This window comes from Microbacterium sp. LTA6, assembly GCF_045690355.1.
GTDB lineage: Bacteria > Actinomycetota > Actinomycetes > Actinomycetales > Microbacteriaceae > Microbacterium.
The window spans coordinates 3,604,882-3,625,235 of sequence record NZ_CP147855.1 but is presented as its reverse complement, the minus strand read 5'-3'; the positions used below and the strand labels follow the sequence as shown (position 1 = coordinate 3,625,235).

Sequence of the window (20,354 nt, the reverse complement as noted above, 5' to 3'; positions counted from 1 at the left end):
AGCGACCTCGTGCCGTTGGCCGAAGAGTTCCGCCAGTGGGTCAGGACACCACGCCGACGAGATCCGCGTGGTGGATGGCCGCAACGTCCGGATGCGCACGCAGGCGCGACTTCAGGGCGTTCTCGCCGTAGAGCGAGTGGATGGGGTTGCTCGGATCCTGGGTGACCCCGTTCGCGTCCGCGGCGAGGTCGGCCGGCAGCTCGATGAGTGGGAGACGCTGATCCAGCGCCGGGTTGAAGAAGAACGGGATCGAGATGCGCTCATCCGGTGCCTGGGGCGAGACGACCCGATGGTTCGTCGCCTTGAGATAGCCGCCGGTGGCGTATTCGAGCAGCTCCCCGATGTTCACCACGAACGCGCCGGGAACGGGCGGCGCATCCACCCAGGTGCCATCGCGCTCGACCTGGAGCCCGCCCTTGCCCGGCTCGACCCAGAGCAGGGTCAGCACGCCCGAGTCCTTGTGCGCGCCGACGCCCTGCCGCGGTTCGGGCGCCTCGGTTCCGGGGTAGCGCACGATCTTGATGAGGGTGGAGGGTTCGCCGAAGTGCTCGTCGAAGTACGACTCCGCAGCTCCCAGAGCGAGTGCCCAGGCTCGGAGAAGTTTGCGGGCGACTTCGGAGAGAGTCTCGTGCCATTCGTCGACGATCTCGCGCAGCTCGGGCTGCGCCGCCGGCCAGAGGTTCGGCCCGATCAGCCGGTTGAACGCGGGTCCGTCGCTGACGGGCTCGCGCTCTGAGCCGATGTCGATCTGTTCGCGCCAATCGACCTTCCCCTGCGTGCGCTCGCCGCCGATACGGGTGTAGCCGCGGAAGTGGGGGCTCTTCACGTTCTCGATCGCGAGCTTCTCGGATTCCGGGAGGGCGAAGAAGTCGAGCGCTGCGCGGTGCAGTCGTGTCTCCAGCTCGGGGGAGATGCCGGTACCCGTGAGATAGAAGAAGCCGACGTCATGGGTCGCTGTCCGCAGATCCTGACGGAAGCGGGCGGCCGCTTCCGGGCCTTCGTCGAGCTGGGACAGGTCGAGGATGGGGAGCGAGAGTTCAGACATGACCCGAGGTTAGATCCGGTTGGGGGATGCCGCGAACAGTGTTGCGTCGCGTTACCGGCAGGGTGATAAAGTCTCAGAGGTAAGGGATGCCTTACCTCTGTTCATAGACTGAGAGTCATCCTTTCCGTGCTCGCCACATTCCTGATCGGCCTTCGCGAAGGCTTGGAAGCCGCGCTCGTCGTCGGCATCCTCATCGCCTACCTCCGTCGACTCGGCCGCGCCGATGCGCTCCCGCGGTTGTGGATCGGCATCGGCCTCGCCGTCGCCCTGGCGCTCGGGATCGGTGCCGTGCTCACCTTCGGCGACTACGCACTGACGTTCGAGGCCCAGGAGCTCGTCGGCGGAGGTCTCTCGCTGCTCGCCGTCGGCATGGTCACCTGGATGATCTTCTGGATGCAGCGCGCCGGCCGCACCATGAAGGCGACGCTCGAGGGCGGCATCGACCGCGCCCTCACCCGGGGCGGCCTGTGGGCTCTCATTGCGATCGGCTTCGTCTCGGTCGCGAGGGAGGGCATCGAGACGACGCTGTTGCTGTGGTCCATGGTGCAGTCTTTCGGAGACGCACCGACAGCATTGCTCGGTGCGCTGCTCGGCCTCGCCACCGCGGTCATCGCCGGTTGGTTGATCACGCGCGGCGCCGTGCGACTGGACCTGCGCCGGTTCTTCTCCTGGACCGGCGGATTCCTGGTCATCGTCGCCGCGGGAGTCCTCGCCTACGCTGTGATGGATCTGCAGGAGGCCGGCGCACTTCCCGGTCCCTTCACGGCCATCGCGCCGCTGGATCCGACGACGGGAGCGGTCGCCGTCGGGTGGTCGGCGATCCCGTTCGGCTGGTCTTTCGATGTCGCTTCGACCATCGCACCTGACAGCGCATGGGCTGCGATCCTGCAGGCGACGGTCGGGTTCATGCCCGCGATGACCTGGCTGCAGGTCATCGCCTGGGCGCTCTACGTCGGCATCGTCGGATTCTTCTACATTCGTGGTCTCCGCGGGCGGCGTCCATCCCGCTCGCGTCCGGTGGCGGAACCACGCCAGGACGAGACCCTTCATCTTTCACAACAAGGAGCAGCATGATCTCTTCACGCCGAATCATCGGTGCACTCGCGGTCGCCGGCGCCGGAGCGCTCGTTCTGAGCGGATGCGTCGCGAAGAGCGACGTCGATGCCGCAGCAGCCTTCACGGTGTCCTCCACCGATGGTGAGTGCGCGGTCTCCGCGGCGACGGCGAAGAGCGGCACCCTGACCTTCGAGGTCTCCAACGACAGCAGCAAGATCTCGGAGTTCTACCTGCTCGCCGAGGACGGCCTGCGTATCGTCGGCGAGGTCGAGAACATCGCACCGTCGGCATCCCGTACGCTCACCGTCGTCGCGCAGCCGGGGGAGTACTTCACCCTCTGCAAGCCCGGCATGATCGGGGAGGGCGTCGGCAAGGCGTCGTTCACCGTCACCGGGGACCGCGTCGCCGTCGACGGACCGGATGCCGAGCTGAAGCAGCAGGCGGTCGACCTCTACGCGGCGTTCGTCAAGGACCAGGTCGGGCAGCTCGTGCCCACGGTCGAGGATTTCGTCGCCGCCTACGTGGCCGGCGACGATGAGACCGCACGCGCACTCTTCCCGCAGACCCGCGCGTTCTACGAGCGCATCGAGCCCGTCGCTGAGGCGCTCGGCGACCTCGACCCGCGAATCGACTACCGCGAGGTGGACGCGGTCGCGGAGGAGCTCGATTGGACCGGCTTCCACCGCATCGAGAAGGACCTGTGGGTGCCGGCGCAGGACGCGCTGAACGCCGATGGAGAGACACCGGCGTGGCAGGATTGGACGCCGTCGACTCCGGAGCAGCGCTCCGAGTTCGGTGACCTGCTTCTCGCCGACGTGCAGGAGCTCTTCTCCTACGTCCACTCCGACGACTTCACCACCGCGCTGGATGATCAGGGCATCGCAGGAATCTCGAACGGCGCGATCGCGCTGCTCGACGAGGTCGCGACGGGAAAGATCTCGGGCGAGGAGGACTGGTGGTCCGGCACCGACCTCTACGACTTCGCGGCGAACGTCGAGGGGTCCAAGATGGCGTTCTCGCTGGTGCAGGACTTCGCCGCCGCGCAGGGCGACGACGGTGCGGCGCTGGTCGAGAAGATCGAGGCCGGCTACGCGCAGCTCGAAGCGGCGCTCGCAGCCCACGGCTCGCTGGCGGAGGGCTTCGTCGGGTACGCCGAACTCACCGACGCCGACAAGCGCCAGTTCACCGATCTGATCAACGCCCTCGCCGAGCCGCTGTCGCAGCTGACCGGCACGGTGCTGTCCTGATCCGGGATACCCCCATGACTGAGTCAGAAGCGGATGCGGCGGCGGTGCCGGCCTCCGTCGGCGACGACACCGCAGCATCCGCACCCTCGGGCCTGAGCAGGCGCGGCCTGCTCGGCCTCGCGATCGGCGGGGGCGTCGCCGGTCTTGCGATCGGAACGGGGGCGGGTCTCGCCGGCGGAGTCGCCCTCGGACGCGCGCGGGAGAGCGCCGATGCGCAGAGCGCGTTCGACTTCTTCGGCGCGCATCAGGCGGGCATCACCACGCCGGTGCAGGACCACCTGCATTTCGCGGCGTTCGACATGATGCCGCGAAGCGACAGCGACGACCTCAAGTCGCTGCTGCAGGACTGGACCTATGCGGCATCGAGGATGACGCAGGGTCTCGAGGTCAGCGCCACGGGTGCGGTCGGCGGTCCCGCCGAGCAGCCGCCTGAGGATACCGGCGAGGCGCTGGGGCTGCCCGCGGCCGGGCTGACCATCACCTTCGGCTTCGGCCCGGGTCTGTTCGAGAACGCGGACGGCGATCGCTACGGCATCGCCGCCCAGCGCCCGGCGACTCTTGAGAAGTTGCCGCCGTTCCTCGGTGACGACCTCGACCCCGAGCTGTCGAACGGCGATCTCTGCATCCAAGCGTGTGCCGACGACCCGCAGGTGGCCGTGCACGCGATCCGCAACCTCAGCCGTATCGCCTTCGGGCGGGCGCGGTTGCGCTGGTCGCAGCTCGGCTTCGGCAAGACCTCGCGCACGACGTCGGCGCAGGCGACACCCCGCAATCTCTTCGGCTTCAAGGACGGCACGGCGAACATCCTCGCGGATGACGCTGCGGCGCTCGAGGATCACGTCTGGGTCGCCGAATCTGACGAACCCGCCTGGATGGCCGGTGGTTCGTATCTCGTCGCCCGGAAGATCGCGATGCTGATCGAGACGTGGGACCGGGTTCGACTCGCCGAGCAGCACTCCATCATCGGCCGCGACAAGGGCGCAGGAGCACCGCTGTCCGGCGGAGGCGAGTTCACCGCGCCCGACTTCAGCGGAACGGCGATCGACGCGAACAGCCACGTCCGGCTCGCTCATCCTGAGCAGAACGACGGCATCCGCATCCTTCGCCGCGGCTACAACTACGTCGACGGGAACAACAACCTCGGCCGGCTCGACGCGGGGCTGTTCTTCCTCTCCTACCAGCGGGATCCGTCGCAGTTCGTGTCGCTCCAGCGGCGACTGTCGACAGACGTGCTGAACGAGTACATCCGACACGTCGGCTCGGGGATCTGGGCCGTCCCAGCCGGCGCGAAACCGGGATCCTACGTCGGAGCCGAGCTCTTCGACTGAGGCGGAGCAGGGCGACGGGAACCGGTCGGGTCGTTTCGGCGTCCCTCGCGCGAGGCGAGCCGCGGATCCGAGAAGAGCCATGTGGGGCGCGGCTCCACGAGAGGCCGGAACAGCCACCGCACCGGTCTCGTGGCGAGGGCCAGGGCGATCAGCACCGAGAGGAGTGCGACCACCGGCAACCAGATCCAGGTCGGGTCGAGGTCGCGCAGGATCCCGGTTTCGCGGAACGGGTACAGCACGAAGGAGTGCAGCAGGAAGACGTACATCGTGTACTGCCCGAACGGCGTCCACCAGTGTGTTCCGCGCGGAATCAGGGCGAAGAACGCCGCGCTGAGGACGACGGCGAGGAGCATCAGCGCGATGCGCAGGCCACCGGCCCACCACTGCTCGCCGCCGAGATCCGCGTACGAGTCCTCGTAGAAGAGCCAGTGCCGCAGGTCGATCGTCTGCCAGAGCGGAAGCCACGTCCACGCCGCCCAGCCGGTCGCAGCGAGCACGGCGACTGCGGCGACACGCACCCACCAGGGGCGGAAATCCAGCAGCCGCATCCTGGCCACGATGTCGTGCTCGCGCAGCCACCAGCCGAAGGCGAAGAAGGGAAGGAGGCCGAGGGTGCGCGAGAGCGAGAAGGTGCTGTCGACATTGGGCAGGTACCCGACGCCGATCGAGATGGCGACCGTCCACACCAACGGCCAGCGCAGGAGCGCGAGATAGGGGAGGACCAGGCGGAAGATCCCCAGCGCGAGCAGGAACCACAGCGTCCAGGAAGGCTGCGTGATGTTCGGGTCGGCCTGCCCCTCGACGAGCCACTTCGTGAGGGTCCAGAGCAATTCGAAGATGAGGTAGGGCACGAGGATGTCCGTGATCACCCTGGCCATCTGGGTCTTGGTCGGAGACGTGGACTTGGAGAAGTATCCGGAGATGATCGCGAATGCCGGCATGTGGAATGCGTACAACGTGAGGTAGAACGCGAAAGCGATGTCCGAGTCGTAGATCAGCCGTTGGACGGCATGGCCGAGAACCACGAGAACGATGCAGGCGTAGCGGGCGTTGTCCCAGAAAGGCACCCGGCGTCGCGGCTTCTGGATCGATCCGGTGATCGGACGACCGGAGTCTGCGTCAGCGCTGCTCATCCTTCGAGGCTACCGCCCGGGAATAAAGTTGCCAGGATCGCGTTGTCACAGATACATTCAAGTGAATAGAAACGGATGCCGAGTCATCCGCTTCGGGAAAGATGGAGTAATCATGAGCGAGCAGTCGGGCGCACACGCGATGCAGTTCGGCATCATGTCGGTCAGCGACATCACCCGCGACCCCGTGACCGGCGTGACGCCGAGCGAGCAGGAGCGGATCAAGGCCACGATGGCCATCGCCAAGCACAGCGAAGATGTGGGTCTCGACGTCTTCGCCATCGGTGAGCATCACAACCCGCCGTTCTGGTCGTCCAGCCCTTCGACGTTCCTCGCTGCACTCGCGGCGCAGACCGAGCGGCTCATCGTCTCCACGTCGACGACGCTCATCACGACGAATGACCCGGTGCGCATCGCGGAAGAGTACTCGATGCTGCAGCACGTCTCCGACGGCAGGATGGATCTCATGCTCGGCCGCGGGAACACCGGCCCGGTGTACCCCTGGTTCGGTCAGGACATCCGCCAGGGCCTTCCGCTCGCCATCGAGAACTACGCGCTGCTGCACAAGCTGTGGCGTGAGGACGTCGTGGATTGGGAGGGCAAGTTCCGTACCTCGCTCCAGGGCTTCACGTCGACCCCGCGTCCGCTCGACGGCATCGCGCCGTTCGTCTGGCACGGATCCATCCGCACCCCGGAGATCGCAGAGCAGGCCGCGTACTACGGTGACGGCTTCTTCGCCAACAACATCTTCTGGCCGAAGGAGCATTACCAGCGCCTCATCGAGCTCTACCGTCAGCGCTACGCGCACTACGGCCATGGAACGCCAGAACAGGCGATCGTCGGCCTCGGCGGCCAGGTGTTCATGAGTGCGAAATCTCAGGATGCGGTGAACCAGTTCCGGCCGTTCTTCGACAATGCGCCGGTGTACGGTCACGGCCCGAGCATGGAGGACTTCACCGAGATGACTCCGCTGACGGTGGGGTCGCCGCAGCAGGTCATCGACCGTTACGCCGCGATGCGCGAGCACTATGGCGACTACCAGCGGCAGCTGTTCCTCATCGACCACGCGGGCCTCCCGCTGAAGACGGTGCTCGAGCAGCTCGACATCCTCGGATCCGAGGTCGTTCCGGTGCTGCGCAAGGAGCTCGCGAAGGACCGCCCGGCGAACGTTCCGGATGCTCCGACCCATGCCGCCCGCGTCAAGGCGGAGTTCGGCGACGGACCGACCCGTCAGGCGCGCCCCGGTGCGAACCGCGGGGACAACCTCACCGGCGACTCGCCCTATCAGGACACCCCGGCGCCGGCCGGTGCGGCGTTCGGCCTCGGCCGGAAGGACGCCTGATGACCACTCGTCGTATTGCCGTCGTCTCGGCGGGGCTCTCCAACCCGTCGTCCACCAGGATGCTGGCGGATCGGCTGGCCGCGGAGACGTTGAAGGCCCTCGCCGCTCAGAACATCGAGGCGAGCGTGGACGTGATCGAGTTGCGCGATTACGCGCACGACATCACGAACAACATGCTCACCGGTTTCGCGCCGCCCGCACTGGAGACCGCGATCAACACCGTGATCTCCGCGGATGCGCTGATCGCAGTCACGCCGATCTTCTCGACGAGCTACTCGGGCCTGTTCAAGTCGTTCATCGACGTGCTCGATCCGGACTCCCTCGTCGGCAAGCCGGTGCTGATCGGCGCGAATGCCGGGACCGCACGTCATTCCCTCGCGATCGACTACGCGATCCGTCCGCTGTTCGCATATCTGCACGCCGAGCCCGTCTCGACCGGTGTGTTCGCGGCGTCCAGCGACTGGGGCGGCGCGGGCGACGACGTCGCACCGCTCGCGAAGCGCGTCGAGAAGGGTGCACGAGAACTCGCCGACGCGATCGCACGTCGACAGCCGAGCGTGGTCGTGGATCCTTACGATCCGTCGACCTACCTCGGCGAAGGTCGCTCGTTCGGACACATGCTCGGCGGTCTCGCAGGGGAGTGAGTCTGTCGACTGCGATTTCCTGACGCGCTCGGTACAGATCATGCTCGGTACGGGTTCAGAATGGACCGAGTACCCACATCGATCGGAGACGCATGGAGATCGCAGTCGCAGGCGGCACGGGCATCATCGGCACGGAGGTCGTGAGGGTGGCGCAGCAACGCGGCCACCGCGTCCGTGTGCTGACCAGGGGCAACCGCGTCGACGTGCGCAGCGGGTCGGGCCTCGACGCGGCGCTCGAGGGCACGGATGTCGTGGTCGACGCGCTCAGCGTCGTCACGCAGAGCGCCAGGACGTCGACGGATTTCTTCACCGCCACGACGGCGAAGCTGTTGGCCGCCGGACAGCGCGCAGGGGTCGGGCATCACGTGGCCCTCTCGATCGTCGGCGTCGATCGTGCACCCCACGCGTACTACGCAGGCAAGCTCGCGCAGGAACAGGCCGTGCAATCCGGCCAGACGCCCTGGACGATTCTGCGGGCGACGCAGTTCCACGACTTCGCGGCACAGATGCACCGACGCGCCGCTGTCGGGCCGCTGCATCTCGCGGTGCGGATGCGCACGCAGCCCGTTTCGGTCATCGAGGTCGCGCAGCGGCTCGTGGACCTCGCTGAAGCGGCACCGGCGGGTCGCGCGCGCGACCTCGCCGGCCCGCGTGAGGAGGATCTCGTCGAGATGATGAGGTCGTGGGCGCGCCACACCGGCCTCACCGGGTGGATGCCGGCGATCGCCCTTCCCGGCGCGTTCGGACGTGCGATGCGAGACGGCAGTCTGCTTCCCGATGATGATGCCGACCGGGGATCGGTGACGTTCTCGGACTGGCTCGCCTCGCAGCCGCAGCGCTGATCACTGCGACGGTGTGTGAGCCGCCCGCATCGATCGGCCGGCGTCAGCCGATCGAGGACAGGCTCGCGAGGGTCTTCGCGACGGCATCCGCCAGTTCGCGGCCCTTCAGGTCGAAATGCCGGGCGAAGTAGTCCCGATGCTCCTGGTGCTCATGAAAGTTGTGCGGTGTGAGGACACCCGAGAACACGGGGACATCCGTCTCCAGCTGCACGCGCATCAGGGAGTCGACGACCGCGGACGCGACGAAGTCGTGACGGTAGATGCCGCCGTCCACCACGAGAGCGCAGGTCGCGATGGCGTCGTAGTCTCCGCTTCGAGCCAGCCGCTGCACGTGCAGGGGTATCTCGAAAGCGCCGGGGACGCGGATCACCCGGACGTCTTCGAAGCCGAGCGACGCGAGCCGAGCGCCGAAGGATGCAACGGCCTGCTCCACGATCTCTGCGTGCCATTCGGCAGCGACGATGGCGATTCTGGACATGATGATCGTTCCTTTCGTCCTCTTCCATCCGGACTCTGACCGTCGGCCCCGGAATCGCACCAGGTCTGCAGGCTCCACCATGGAGTCCGCTCGCGGGCTTCGCGGACGAGCCGCGTCACCGCCGGTGGGGAATCTCACCCCGCCCTGAGGACATACGGCACGAGATTACCAGTGCCGTTCTAGTGCGCCGGACCACTGCTCCGATTCCATCGGTACTCGGTCTCCGGGCGCCCGCGGGCGCCGTAGCGTGCCGAGCGTGCCAGTGTCCCCTCGGCGACAAGGTGCTCGAGGTAGCGTCGCGCCGCGACGCGCGACATGCCGAGCATCTCGCCGACCTCACTCGCCGAGAGCGCGTCGGAGGACCGCATCGCGGCAGTGATGCTCTCCAGAGAACCAGGGGACAGGCCTTTCGGGATCGGGATCGATCCGGTCGGCCTGGCTGCGCCGAGGAGAGCGTCGATCTCGGCCTGAGTCGCCTCTCCATCGGTCGACTGCGACTGAGTCCGGTAGACGCGATACTGCTCGAGGCGCTCTCGGAACGTCGCGAAGGTGAAGGGCTTCACCAGGTACTGGAAGACGCCGAGAGCCGCCATCTGACGCACGACTTCGGCATCTCTCACCCCGGTGATGGCGATGACGTCCACCGCGGCCGAGCGGGCACGCAGTGTGCGGAGAACGTCCAGGCCTGACCCGTCCGGCATCGTCATATCCAGGAGGACGAGATCGACCGGACGGCCGGCCGAGTGGTCGAGCACGGCCGTCAGCGCCGCTCTGGCGCCTGTGCACTCGCCGACCACGGCGAACCCCTCGAGGCGTCCGATGTAGTCGCGGTGAAGTTCCAGGGTCAGGAGATCGTCGTCGACGAGCAGGGTGCGGATCATGCCTTCCTCCGTCCGGACGAGGCGGCGGGCAGCGAGATCAGGAACGTGGTCGGATCGTCGGTGATCCGCACAGACCCGCCCGCCTCCGTGACGACCGATCGGACGAGCGCGAGTCCGACGCCGCGTCCCTGCACGCCGGACGGTTTCGTGGAGAAACCGTGGGTGAAGATCTGGTCGCGGAGACCCTCGGGCACTCCGGCGCCGCTGTCGGAGACTCCGATCAGCAACGAGCCCTCTTCGGTACGACTCAGGGACACCTCCACCCACCGATCGGAGGCCTCGGCGGCGGCATCCATGGCGTTGTCGATGAGGTTGCCCAGCACCGAGACGCTGTCGACCGTGGAGAGCGATGAACGCGGGGCGTCCGGCGCGATCTGCGCACGCCAGTCGATGCCCCGCTCCTTGGCCTGAGACGCCTTGCCGAGCAGAAGTGCGCCGACGGCCGGGTCGCCGTGGCGGCGAGCGGTGACCTGGTCGACGAGGGACTGGCTCTGACGGGACGTCTCGGTGAGGATCTCGATCGCTTCCTCGGTGCGGCCGAGCTCCAGCAGCGCGACGGCCGTGTGCATCCGATTGCCATGCTCATGGGTCTGCGCGCGCAACGCCTCACCGAGCGTCCGGATGGACTCGTAGGACGAGACGGCATCCCGCAGCTGTCCGGGCGGGAGGTCGCCGGCGATGCGCCGCGTGAAGCGGCGGGCGAGCCACGCACCGATCACTCCGACCGCGAGCACCGACACAGCGATGCCGAGCGACAGCGGCAGGCGCCGCACCAGGGTCTCGGCGATCGTTTCCACGGTCACGCCGGCCGCGACCCAGCCGAGCAGATCTCCGCCCTCCGGGGACAGGATCGGCACGATCGTCCGCACAGAGGGTCCGAGGGTGCCGGTGAACACCTCCGTGCGCGACGCGGGGGCTGCGGGGATCGTTCCCAGGTACTGACCGCCGATCTGGTCGGGGTCCGGGTGCGTGACGCGCACCCCGTCCGGCGTCATCACCGTGATGAAGTCGAGGCCGGCGGTGTCTGCCACGTCCAGGACGTACGGTTCGAGCGCGCGCGTCGCCGCATCGAGGTCCCCGGCGGCGAGCGCGTCGATCGCGGCGGGTGATTCCGCGATCGCGATGGCCGTCGCACTCGTGACGCGTTCGGCCTCGGCGTGCGTCGCACGCTGCGCCTCGATCACCAGGAAAACGGCCACCAGGGCGCCCACCAGCACCCCGACGAGAAGCAGGACGATGAACACGCGAGACGCGGCGCTGCGAGCCTCGAAGGCGCGTGCCATCGCATCTCCTTCGGGTCGTGGCGGTTCGGTAGTGACCAATACGACCACAAATGGTGTCTCTGTGTGAAGCCCGTGACGCTGTTGTCTACCGTCAGCGATGCCGCAGGCGGTCATGTGACGAAGAAGTTCATGTTCAAGGAGGACACGATGGCCATCACGACGGGATTCTCTCTCCCCGGGTACAACTCGCGGCGCGGCAAGCAGGCCTGGGATCGGCATACCTGGCTGTACGTCTCCGTGATCATCGCCGTCGTGCTCGGCGCGGCGGTGGGACTCATCTGGCCCGAGGTCGGCCAGAGCCTCGAGCCCATCGGCAAGGGCTTCGTCGCGCTGATCAAGATGATGATCGCGCCGATCATCTTCTGCACGATCGTCGTCGGGGTCGGCTCGATCGCCAAGGCCGCGACCGTCGGGAAGATCGGCGGCCTCGCGCTGCTGTACTTCATGGTGATGTCGACTTTCGCGCTCGCCATCGGCCTGCTGGTGGGCAACATCATCCACCCCGGCGCAGGACTCGACATGACCTCCTCCAGTTACGAGGCGGTGACGGGAGAGGCGAAGACCACTCAGGAGTTCATCCTCGGCATCATCCCCACCACTTTCTTCTCCGCGTTCACGGGGGAGAGCGTGCTCCAGGTGCTGTTCATCGCTCTGCTCGCCGGCTTCGCTCTGCAGGGACTCGGCGATCGCGGCGCCCCGATCATGGACGCGGTGAAGAACCTGCAGAAGCTGGTGTTCCGCATCCTCGGGATGATCCTCTGGCTGGCGCCCCTCGGCGCCTTCGGCGCCATCGCCGCCGTCGTCGGGAAGACCGGTATCGCGGCGATCTGGAGCCTCGGCATCCTCATGGTGGCGTTCTACGTCACCTGCATCCTCTTCATCGCCGTCGTCCTCGGAACCCTGCTCTGGGTCGTGACGCGCGTCAACATCCTCAGCCTCATGAAGTACCTCGCGCGGGAGTACCTGCTGATCGTCGGCACCTCGTCGTCGGAGTCGGCGCTTCCTCGACTCATCGCGAAGATGGAGCACATCGGGGTCTCGAAGCCGGTCGTCGGAATCACGGTCCCCACGGGGTACTCGTTCAACCTGGACGGCACGGCGATCTACCTCACGATGGCTTCGCTCTTCATCGCCACCGGGATGGGCCAGCCGATGTCGATCGGCGAGCAGATCGGCCTGCTGGTGTTCATGATCATCGCGAGCAAGGGTGCAGCCGGCGTCACGGGTGCGGGGCTTGCCACTCTTGCCGGAGGTCTCCAGGCCTACCGACCCGACCTCGTGGACGGCGTCGGAGTGATCGTCGGCATCGACCGCTTCATGTCCGAGGGGCGCGCGCTGACGAACTTCACCGGCAACGCGGTCGCCACGCTGCTCATCGGCACGTGGACGAAGCAGATCGACCGTGATCGGGTACGGCAGGTGCTGAGCGGAGAGATTCCGTTCGACGAGTCGTCGCTCGACGGCGTCGACGAACACGGTATGTCGGACGAGCGTCAGGCCGTGGGCACACAGGAACTCAGCGAATCCGCACTGGCGGAGATGGCGGCGAAGGAACAGCGGGCGCGGCAGCGAGTCTCTGGGAACTGAGCAGCGCTCACCGATGTGGTGAAGGATGCGGGAGCAGGCGGACGCCTGCTCCCGCATCCTTCATGCGGTCAACCGCTCTTGCGTCGGAACTCGCGCCGCGTCTGCGGGGCGGCGGGCCCACCGTGCACGGCGGAATCGCCGTCGAGGTGAGCCTCGCCCTGCCGGTGGTGCGCGTTCTTCTTCTCGAGCGCTTCCTTGAACTTGCGCTTCATGTCCTCAGAGGAGGAGGCGCTTTCTTCGGTGCTCATGCTCGTCAGCCTATGTCACCGCAGCGGCCGGAGGGGAGATCACTTCCGCATCCGCCGGACGAACACATCGATCAGGAGGCCGATTCCGACGGCGACGACGATCGATGCGGGCACCGCCACGAGGGGCCCGCCGGGGATGACCGCGGCGACGGCTGCGCCGACCGATGCCTGATAGACGGCCCAGCCGGTCGCGGCGAGCGCGACGAGAGCCAGATAACGCGGTGGGTGGATCCGTGACGCCCCCGCGACGAGATTGATCGCCAGCCGGGCGAACGGCACGAACCGCGCGGTGAAGAGCACCGTTGCCGTACCGGAGTCCAGGCGGCGCCTGGCCCAGTCCAGAGCCTGCTGCACGCGCGGCACTCGCATCCACCGCCAGCGCTCGGTACCGACTGCACGTCCGATCAGATAGCACGCGACATCGCCGAGCGCGGCGGCGACGGCGGCGCAGGCGATCACCGCAGGCAACGGCGGCGCTCCGTTCGTCACGGACAGGGCGCCGAGCGCGGTGACGGCGATCTCGCCGGGGATGACGACGAAGAAGGCATCGCCGAGAACGAGGACGCTCATCAGGGCGAGCGCCCAGGGTCCGGTCATCAGTTCGGCGAGCGCATCGGTCGGCACATCGTCAACTGTGCGGGTTTCGGGTGAACGGGAACCAAAGAGGGGATAGCCGGTGACCGGCGCTCCAGCATCCGGTGAACATCTGGTGGTGGGGGCCGATTCCGACGGTCTCGGCGGCGCGGCACCCGCATCCTGAGGATGTGAGAGTCGCGATCGTGACAGAGTCCTTCCTTCCCCACATGAATGGCGTCACCGGTTCGGTGCTGCAGATCCTGCGGCACCTCGAACGCACCGGTCACGACGCCCACGTGATCGCGCCGGTCGCCGCCGGCATCCCCACTGAGGTGAGCGGGGCGGAGATCGAGCCGATTCCGAGCCTCGCACTGCCCGGGTACCGCAATGTCCGTGTCGGCACATCGCCCGCGCACCGCGTGGCCGCTTCGCTGCGCCGCTTCCAGCCGGACGTCGTCCATCTGGCATCGCCGTTCGCGCTCGGGTGGCGCGGTGTCCTGGCCGCTGAGCGACTCCAGGTGGCGTCCGTGGCGGCGTATCAGACCGACGTCGCCGCGTACACCGAGCGATATCGGATAGCGGCGACCACCGGCATCGCGCAGACCCATATCGCGCGGCTGCATCGCCGGGCGACGCTCACCCTGGTGCCATCGGGGGAGTCCGCGCAGCAACTGGAACGGCTCGGTATCGATCGCATGCGCCGCTGGGGGCGCGGCGTCGATGCCGAACGGTTCCAGCCGAGCCGACGCTCCGGCGCGCTGCGATCGCAATGGGATGCCGAAGTGGTCGTCGGCTACGTCGGCCGGCTCGCTCCGGAGAAACAGGTGCAGGATCTCGCTGCGCTGCAGGGGATCCCCGGGGTGCGCCTCGTCATCGTCGGTGACGGACCGGCACGAGCGCAGCTCGAAGGCCTTCTGCCGCACGCCCGCTTCCTCGGCCACCTCGACGGCGATGCGCTCGCCGCAGCGATGGCGTCGTTCGACGTCTTCGTGCACCCGGGGGAGAGCGAGACTTTCGGACAGACACTCCAGGAAGCGCACGCGAGCGGTGTCCCGGTGGTGGCGACGGGCCGCGGCGGCCCGCTCGACCTTGTGCGCATGGGGATCGACGGATGGCTGTATCGCCCCGGAGACCTCGATGATCTGCGGATGCGGGTGACTGACCTCGTCGGCGATGCGCGGAAGCGGCGGGCATTCGGTGAAGCGGGCCGCATCGCCGTGCAGGGGCGGTCGTGGGCGAGCGTGTGCGATCAGTTGATCGGGCATTTCGAGGAGGCTCGTGCATTGCGACGAGTGGACACCGGCCTTCGCGCTCGCCGCGGAGTACGTCCGGAGCTGGCGACGGCGGCCGTACCGACACGGTGGCGGCGCTACGTCGCACTCGGTGATTCGCTGACCGAGGGCTTGTGCGATCCGGCGCCCGACGGGGCGTTGCGCGGATGGGCGGATCGCCTCGCCCTGCTGCTGGCGGCGCGCGGCGGTCTGCACTACGCCAATCTCGCCATCCGATCGAAGCGGGTCTCGGACGTCTGCGGTTCCCAACTCGAGCGCGCGCTCGAGTTGCGCCCTGATCTCGTCTCGATCCTGATCGGTGCCAACGATCTGGTGAAGTATCGCGTCGACATCACTGCACTCGCCGCACGCCTCGAGGACGCGGTGTCCAGACTCCGCGCGATCGGCGCCGATGTCGTGCTGGTGACGCCGTTCCTGCCGGGGCGTCGTGCCGCCTCGATCTACACCGCGCGCTTCGCCGCCTTCGCGACCCTGCTCACGGGGATCGCCGCGCGCACCGGTGCGATCCTCATCGATACAGACCTGCATCCGTCGTTGGGGGATCGGCCGAACTGGGGCGAGGATCTCGTGCACCTCAGCAGCCGTGGGCACCGGTTCCTCGCCTATCGAGCCGGTGAGGTGCTCGGAGTCCCGCACGCCGACGCGCTCGGGGCGCTCGACGCGGTGCTGCACGAGCACGAGACGCTCAGCACCGGCCTGTGGTGGCGACGCCACGCGCTGCCCTGGGTGTGGCGTCGGCTGCACGGGCGCGCCGCCGGAGACGGGCGGGTCTCCAAGCACGACGACTATGTGTATCTCGGCCGCTCGCCCGCGCGGGAGGGCGTCGGCGTGCGCTGACCACTCCGCCAGCGCCCGACAGCAGGATCTCGGGATCCCGCTGGTAGGGTGGATGCGGTTGCCTTCGGGCAGCCGTCCAACTTCATATCGACTTACGGAGCGGACGGCGGAGAAGCTGGTCCCCTGTGGTGGGTTCCTCGGCAAACGGTGTCGGGTGGCTTTCTACTGGTGGCCAGCGCAGGCGAGATTCGCGGGACTGCCCGCGCGCCCATATCTGTCCGTTTCCGCTCCTTCTCGAACACGCTCGCGCGTCACACGGACTCGCGAGTCTAAACAAAGAAGGAGAGACCTCTTGGAAGGTCCTGAAATCACCGCCACCGAGGCCGTTCTCGACAACGGCCGCTTCGGCACCCGCACCATCCGCTTCGAGACCGGCCGCCTCGCGCAGCAGGCTCAGGGCGCCGTCGCCGCGTACCTCGACGACGAAACCATGCTCCTCTCGGCCACCAGCGCAGGCAAGCACCCGCGCGAGGGCTTCGACTTCTTCCCGCTGACGGTCGACGTCGAGGAGCGCTCCTACGCAGCCGGCAAGATCCCCGGCTCGTTCTTCCGCCGTGAGGGCCGTCCCTCCACCGAGGCGATCCTGGTCTGCCGTCTGATCGACCGTCCGCTGCGTCCGTCGTTCGTCGACGGCCTCCGCAACGAGGTCCAGATCGTCATCACGGTTCTCTCGATCGCTCCGGGCGAGTTCTACGACGCGCTCGCGATCAACGCGGCTTCGGCATCGACGCAGATCTCCGGTCTGCCGTTCTCCGGCCCCGTCGCCGGCGTTCGTCTGGCGTTCATCGCCGGTCAGGGCGAGCACGCCGATCAGTGGGTCGCGTTCCCGACCGCTGCACAGGTCTCCGAGGCCGTGTTCGACCTGATCGTCGCCGGTCGCGTCGTCACGAAGGCCGATGGCACCGAAGACGTCGCGATCATGATGGTCGAGGCTGAGGCCACCGAGGGCAGCTGGAACCTGATCAAGGCCGGCGCCACCAAGCCGAACGAAGAGATTGTCGCTCAGGGCCTCGAGGCCTCGAAGCCGTTCATCGCGCAGCTCGTCAAGGCTCAGGCCGAACTGGCGGCAACGGCGTCGAAGGAGCCGGGTGTCTACCCGGTCTTCCTGCCGTACAGCGAAGAGGTCTACAACTTCGTCGCCGAGCGTTCCTACGACGACCTGGTCGGCGTCTACCAGATCGCCGACAAGAAGGAGCGCCAGAACGCGGATGACGCGATCAAGGACCGCGTTCGCGCCGAGCTGATCGAGGCGACCGAGGCCGGCAACCTGCCTGCTGCGGCTCCGCTGGAGTTCTCCGCCGCGTACAAGTCGGTCACGAAGAAGATCGTCCGTGGGCGCATCCTCACCGAGAGCGTCCGCATCGACGGCCGCGGTCTGGCGGACATCCGTCCGCTCGACGCCGAGGTGCAGGTCATCCCGCGCGTGCACGGCTCCGCGATCTTCCAGCGCGGCGAGACCCAGATCATGGGTGTCACCACGCTGAACATGCTCAAGATGGAGCAGCAGATCGACTCGCTGTCGCCGACAACGAGCAAGCGCTACATGCACCACTACAACTTCCCGCCCTACTCGACCGGTGAGACCGGCCGAGTCGGTTCGCCGAAGCGTCGCGAGATCGGGCACGGCTTCCTCGCCGAGCGCGCCCTCGTGCCGGTGCTGCCCAGCCGCGAAGAGTTCCCGTACGCGATCCGTCAGGTGTCTGAGGCTCTCAGCTCCAACGGTTCGACGTCGATGGGCTCGGTCTGCGCGTCGACTCTGTCGCTGCTGAACGCGGGTGTGCCGCTGCGCGCTCCCGTCGCCGGTATCGCCATGGGCCTCGTCTCCGACGAGGTCGACGGTGAGACCCGCTACGCGGCGCTGACCGACATCCTGGGTGCGGAAGACGCTCTCGGTGACATGGACTTCAAGGTCGCGGGTACCGGTGAGTTCATCACCGCCATCCAGCTCGACACGAAGCTCGACGGCATCCCGACGTCTGTTCTCGCCGGTGCGCTGACGCAGGCGCGCGATGCGCGTCTGACGATCCTCAACGTCCTGAACTCCGCGATCGACGCTCCTGACGAGATGGCGCCCACCGCGCCGCGCGTCATCAGCGTGCAGATCCCGGTCGACAAGATCGGTGAGCTGATCGGTCCGAAGGGCAAGACGATCAACGCGATCCAGGACGAGACCGGCGCGCAGATCTCCATCGAGGAGGACGGCACCGTCTACATCGGCGCGACCGATGGTCCGTCGGCCGAGGCCGCGCGTGCGCAGGTCAACGCGATCGCGAACCCGACCAACCCCGAGATCGGTGAGCAGTTCCTGGGTACGGTCGTCAAGATCGCCACCTTCGGTGCGTTCGTCTCCCTGCTTCCGGGCAAGGATGGCCTGCTCCACGTCACCGAGGTGCGCAAGCTCGCCGGTGGCAAGCGTGTGGAGAACGTCGACGACGTCCTCTCGGTCGGTCAGAAGATCCTCGTGAAGATCACGAAGATCGACGACCGCGGCAAGCTGTCCCTCGAGCCCGTCATCGACGAGGCTCCTGCGGCGGATGCTGCACCTGCTGAGGATGCTCCGGCTGAGGCGTCTGCCGAGTAAGCACTGACGTTCCACAGACCCGGGTTTCGGTCGGCAACGGCCGAAACCCGGGTCTTCGTCGTATCTGATGTGATCAAACCGTTATCGGAAGTTTTCGCGCCGTTCCCCGGATTGGACGGGACGTTCGCCGATCTCGCTTACCCTCGAAGTACGCACCGGGGGGTGCATTCGGTAGTACGCAAGCCGGGGTGAGACCCGGCTGACGCGGGGGTGAAGAGTATGCGGTTGTTCAGTGCAGGCCCAGGAGCCTCCACCGAGCGCGCACCGGAGCAGCTCTCCGAACATCCCTCGGCCCCGATTCCGGTGGTCGGTCCGGGCATCGGTGAGACCATTCGCGTCCCTCTGGGCGAGACCGGTTTCGAGACTTTCCCGATGATGCTGGGCGCCGCGGAGTTCGGCTGGAACGTCGATCTGGAGACCAGCCACGGCATCCTCGATCGCTACATCGAGTTCGGCGGCAACGCCATCCACACGGCCGACGGCTTCTCCGGCGGACGCAGCGAGCACATCATCGGTCAGTGGCTGCGATCGCGCGGCCACCGTGATCGCACGCTCCTCAGCGTGCGCATCGGCGCGCACGCCGACAATCCGGGCCTCGGCTCGGTGAACCTGGTCCGGGCCGTCGAGGGGTCGCTCACGCGGCTCGGTGTCGAGCGCATCGATGTGCTCTACCTCGACGCGACGCTCGACGCGACCACGAACCTCGAGGACACCCTCGCGACCGTGGAGTGGCTCGTGGATGCCGGAAAGATCGGCGCCATCGGCGCCTTCGGTTTCGCGCCGGAGCGATTGGTCGAGGCGCGCATCCTGGCCGCCGCGGGCTACCCGCGCATCGAGGTGATTGACGCGCCATACAACCTGGTGCGCCGCCAGCCCTTCGAAGGAGACCTCCGTCTCGTCGCCGGTGCGCAGAATCTCGCGGTCACCCCGTCGCACGCGCTCGAGCACGGCTTCCTCTCCGGGCGTCACCGCCGTAAGGGCATGACATCGCAGGGGGTCAGAGGAGAGCAGCTGCGTGAACAACTGAATCGGCGCGGTATCCGCATCCTGCGCGCGCTCGACCAGGTCGCGGGCGACCTCGGCGTGCCCGTGGCCGCCGTCTCGATCGCCTGGCTGCTCGCGCAGCGGACGATCGTCGCACCCATCGTGAACACCTTCGCGACCGACCATGTCGACGAGCTGATGCAAGGCGCGGGCGTCACCCTGTCACGCGCGCAGGTCGCCGATCTCAACCGCGTCGGGAACTGACGTCGCGTCACACGCTTGTCATATGCGTGGCATATGGTGGAACGACGTCCAGCGAATGCGGGCGACGAAGCGAGCGAGTTGTGACGCACTATATATATCTGGTCAGACATGGTGAACATCAGGATGCCGAGCACGGCCTCACCGATGGACCTCTTTCGCCACGGGGGCAGCGTCAGGCGGAATTGATCGCCGACCGGCTCTCCGGGCTCCCGCTCGACGCCGTATGGCATTCCCCGTTGCTGCGGGCGAACGAGACGGCGAGAGCCATCGCCGCGCGGCTGCCCTCTGTCGACCCGGAGCCGACGGCGCTGCTGTTCGACTGCGTTCCCACCGGCATGACGGAGGAGACCCCTGCGGCTTTCGAGCCGTTCTTCGGGTCGATCACCGAGGCCGAGATCGAGGCGGGTCGCGCGCAGATGGCCGACGCGGTGAACGAGTTCCTGGTGCGCAAGACCGGAGAAGTCCACGAGGTGCTCATCACCCACAACTTCGTGATCTCGTGGTTCGTGCGCGAGGTGTTGGGAACGCCGGAGTGGCGGTGGATGACGCTGAACCAGGCACATTGTGGCCTCACCGTGATCGCGCAGAAGCAGGGGCGCCCGTGGACGCTGCTGACCCACAACGACACCGGTCATCTCCCGGTCGAACTGCGCACCGGTGTCCCTGACGCGATGCCGGTCTGATTCAGAGACTCGTGCGATGCCGCCGC

Annotated in this window: 18 protein-coding genes and 1 riboswitch; of the genes, 11 read left to right on the top strand and 7 right to left on the bottom strand. The window is 67.3% G+C overall.

The window, feature by feature from the left end; genetic code table 11:
- Positions 1-40 precede the first annotated feature (40 nt).
- Positions 41-1,045 carry a 2-oxoglutarate and iron-dependent oxygenase domain-containing protein gene (locus LTA6_RS17380; protein WP_341975113.1) on the bottom strand — a complete coding sequence of 335 codons (1,005 nt, stop codon included), beginning with the start codon at positions 1,043-1,045 and terminating at the stop codon, positions 41-43.
- Positions 1,046-1,171: 126 nt separating this feature from the next.
- Here LTA6_RS17380 and efeU point away from each other — a divergent pair, with 126 nt between their 5' ends.
- The 3 genes from efeU to efeB are packed head-to-tail and all read left to right on the top strand — an operon-like array spanning position 1,172 to position 4,676.
- Complete coding sequence (efeU, locus tag LTA6_RS17375; protein WP_407358328.1) at positions 1,172-2,119, top strand: iron uptake transporter permease EfeU; 948 nt, start codon at positions 1,172-1,174, stop codon at positions 2,117-2,119.
- Entirely contained in the window at positions 2,116-3,348 is a 1,233-nt protein-coding gene (gene efeO, locus LTA6_RS17370) for an iron uptake system protein EfeO (RefSeq protein ID WP_407358327.1), read from the top strand. The genes efeU and efeO overlap by 4 nt, the downstream gene beginning before the upstream one ends.
- 14 nt (positions 3,349-3,362) lie before the next feature.
- A complete protein-coding gene (gene efeB, locus LTA6_RS17365) occupies positions 3,363-4,676 on the top strand; it encodes an iron uptake transporter deferrochelatase/peroxidase subunit (protein WP_407358326.1) in 1,314 nt (437 codons plus the stop codon).
- On the opposite strand, the gene LTA6_RS17360 is transcribed toward efeB, so the two are convergent.
- Positions 4,649-5,809, bottom strand: a complete 1,161-nt coding sequence (locus LTA6_RS17360) for an acyltransferase family protein (protein WP_407358325.1) — start codon at positions 5,807-5,809, stop codon at positions 4,649-4,651. The two genes, efeB and LTA6_RS17360, sit on opposite strands and share 28 nt — an antisense overlap.
- A gap of 112 nt (positions 5,810-5,921) precedes the next feature.
- Here LTA6_RS17360 and LTA6_RS17355 point away from each other — a divergent pair, with 112 nt between their 5' ends.
- The 3 genes from LTA6_RS17355 to LTA6_RS17345 all read left to right on the top strand — a co-directional run bounded on the left by LTA6_RS17355 (position 5,922) and on the right by LTA6_RS17345 (position 8,634).
- On the top strand, positions 5,922-7,148 hold the full coding sequence (locus tag LTA6_RS17355; protein WP_407358324.1) for an LLM class flavin-dependent oxidoreductase: 1,227 nt from the start codon (positions 5,922-5,924) through the stop codon (positions 7,146-7,148).
- Positions 7,148-7,792, top strand: coding sequence for an FMN reductase (locus tag LTA6_RS17350; RefSeq protein WP_341975107.1), 645 nt, complete (start codon positions 7,148-7,150; stop codon positions 7,790-7,792). The genes LTA6_RS17355 and LTA6_RS17350 overlap by 1 nt, the downstream gene beginning before the upstream one ends.
- 92 nt (positions 7,793-7,884) lie before the next feature.
- Positions 7,885-8,634: an NAD(P)H-binding protein gene (locus tag LTA6_RS17345; RefSeq protein WP_341975106.1), complete on the top strand. Its 750-nt coding sequence runs from the start codon at positions 7,885-7,887 to the stop codon at positions 8,632-8,634.
- A gap of 43 nt (positions 8,635-8,677) precedes the next feature.
- Here the strand turns inward: LTA6_RS17345 and LTA6_RS17340 are convergent, their stop codons facing one another.
- From LTA6_RS17340 to LTA6_RS17330, 3 genes are all read right to left on the bottom strand, one after another.
- Positions 8,678-9,112, bottom strand: a complete 435-nt coding sequence (locus LTA6_RS17340; protein ID WP_341975105.1) for a 6,7-dimethyl-8-ribityllumazine synthase — start codon at positions 9,110-9,112, stop codon at positions 8,678-8,680.
- A gap of 12 nt (positions 9,113-9,124) precedes the next feature.
- A riboswitch (FMN riboswitch) is annotated at positions 9,125-9,268 on the bottom strand.
- A 23-nt stretch (positions 9,269-9,291) separates the two neighbouring features.
- Positions 9,292-9,993, bottom strand: a complete 702-nt coding sequence (locus tag LTA6_RS17335; RefSeq protein ID WP_341975104.1) for a response regulator — start codon at positions 9,991-9,993, stop codon at positions 9,292-9,294.
- On the bottom strand, positions 9,990-11,276 hold the full coding sequence (locus LTA6_RS17330) for an ATP-binding protein (RefSeq protein ID WP_341975103.1): 1,287 nt from the start codon (positions 11,274-11,276) through the stop codon (positions 9,990-9,992). The genes LTA6_RS17335 and LTA6_RS17330 overlap by 4 nt, the downstream gene beginning before the upstream one ends.
- Positions 11,277-11,423: 147 nt before the next feature.
- Here LTA6_RS17330 and LTA6_RS17325 point away from each other — a divergent pair, with 147 nt between their 5' ends.
- A complete protein-coding gene (locus tag LTA6_RS17325; protein WP_341978450.1) occupies positions 11,424-12,863 on the top strand; it encodes a cation:dicarboxylate symporter family transporter in 1,440 nt (479 codons plus the stop codon).
- 68 nt (positions 12,864-12,931) lie between these two features.
- Here the strand turns inward: LTA6_RS17325 and LTA6_RS17320 are convergent, their stop codons facing one another.
- Positions 12,932-13,111, bottom strand: a complete 180-nt coding sequence (locus LTA6_RS17320; RefSeq protein ID WP_102191886.1) for a DUF5302 domain-containing protein — start codon at positions 13,109-13,111, stop codon at positions 12,932-12,934.
- A 39-nt stretch (positions 13,112-13,150) separates the two neighbouring features.
- Entirely contained in the window at positions 13,151-13,735 is a 585-nt protein-coding gene (locus LTA6_RS17315; RefSeq protein ID WP_341975102.1) for a VTT domain-containing protein, read from the bottom strand.
- A 155-nt stretch (positions 13,736-13,890) separates the two neighbouring features.
- On the opposite strand from LTA6_RS17315, the gene LTA6_RS17310 reads away from it, so the two are divergent.
- From LTA6_RS17310 to LTA6_RS17295, 4 genes are all read left to right on the top strand, one after another.
- Positions 13,891-15,816 (top strand): GDSL-type esterase/lipase family protein, encoded by a 1,926-nt coding sequence (locus LTA6_RS17310; RefSeq protein WP_341975101.1) that lies wholly within the window; start codon positions 13,891-13,893, stop codon positions 15,814-15,816.
- A gap of 292 nt (positions 15,817-16,108) precedes the next feature.
- Entirely contained in the window at positions 16,109-18,397 is a 2,289-nt protein-coding gene (locus LTA6_RS17305) for a polyribonucleotide nucleotidyltransferase (RefSeq protein ID WP_341975100.1), read from the top strand.
- Positions 18,398-18,616: 219 nt separating this feature from the next.
- Positions 18,617-19,645, top strand: coding sequence for an aldo/keto reductase (locus LTA6_RS17300; RefSeq protein WP_341975099.1), 1,029 nt, complete (start codon positions 18,617-18,619; stop codon positions 19,643-19,645).
- 80 nt (positions 19,646-19,725) lie between these two features.
- A complete protein-coding gene (locus LTA6_RS17295; RefSeq protein WP_341975098.1) occupies positions 19,726-20,328 on the top strand; it encodes a histidine phosphatase family protein in 603 nt (200 codons plus the stop codon).
- Positions 20,329-20,354 lie beyond the last annotated feature (26 nt).